Origin of the sequence: Variovorax sp. E3 (assembly GCF_016082275.1) — a bacterium.
GTDB lineage: Bacteria > Pseudomonadota > Gammaproteobacteria > Burkholderiales > Burkholderiaceae_C > Variovorax.
Genome location: NZ_MOWM01000399.1, coordinates 1 through 306, shown reverse-complemented (window position 1 = coordinate 306; position 306 = coordinate 1). Strand labels below are relative to the sequence as shown.

Here is a 306-nt window from a genome sequence, read left to right as displayed (position 1 = left end):
GGCGTGGCCACGGGCACGTCGGGGCCGCGCGAGGCGGCCGATGCGGCGTCTTCGGGCAGCCCGAGGCGCTGCGTGAGGTAGCGCGCCACCTGCTGCGCGCGCGCCAGGCCCAGCGCGTGGTTGTCGGCGAAGCGCTCGCGCGACCTGGCGCTCAGCGCCTGCGTGTCGGTGTGGCCCACGATCTCGAAGCGCAGGCCGTCGCGGCCCTTCACCTGTTCGGCGATGCGGTCGAGCTGCGCGCGGTCGGCCGGTGCGAGCCCGTCGGCGCCCGACGCGAAATGCGGCGTGCCGGTGTCGCTGCGCTCG

The 306-nt window shown here is 76.8% G+C and carries 1 protein-coding gene; it reads right to left on the bottom strand.

Annotation, left to right across the window (positions count from 1 at the left end):
- The coding region (locus BMG07_RS41085) for an OmpA family protein (RefSeq protein ID WP_198089247.1) at positions 1-306 on the bottom strand (306 nt) is incomplete at both ends.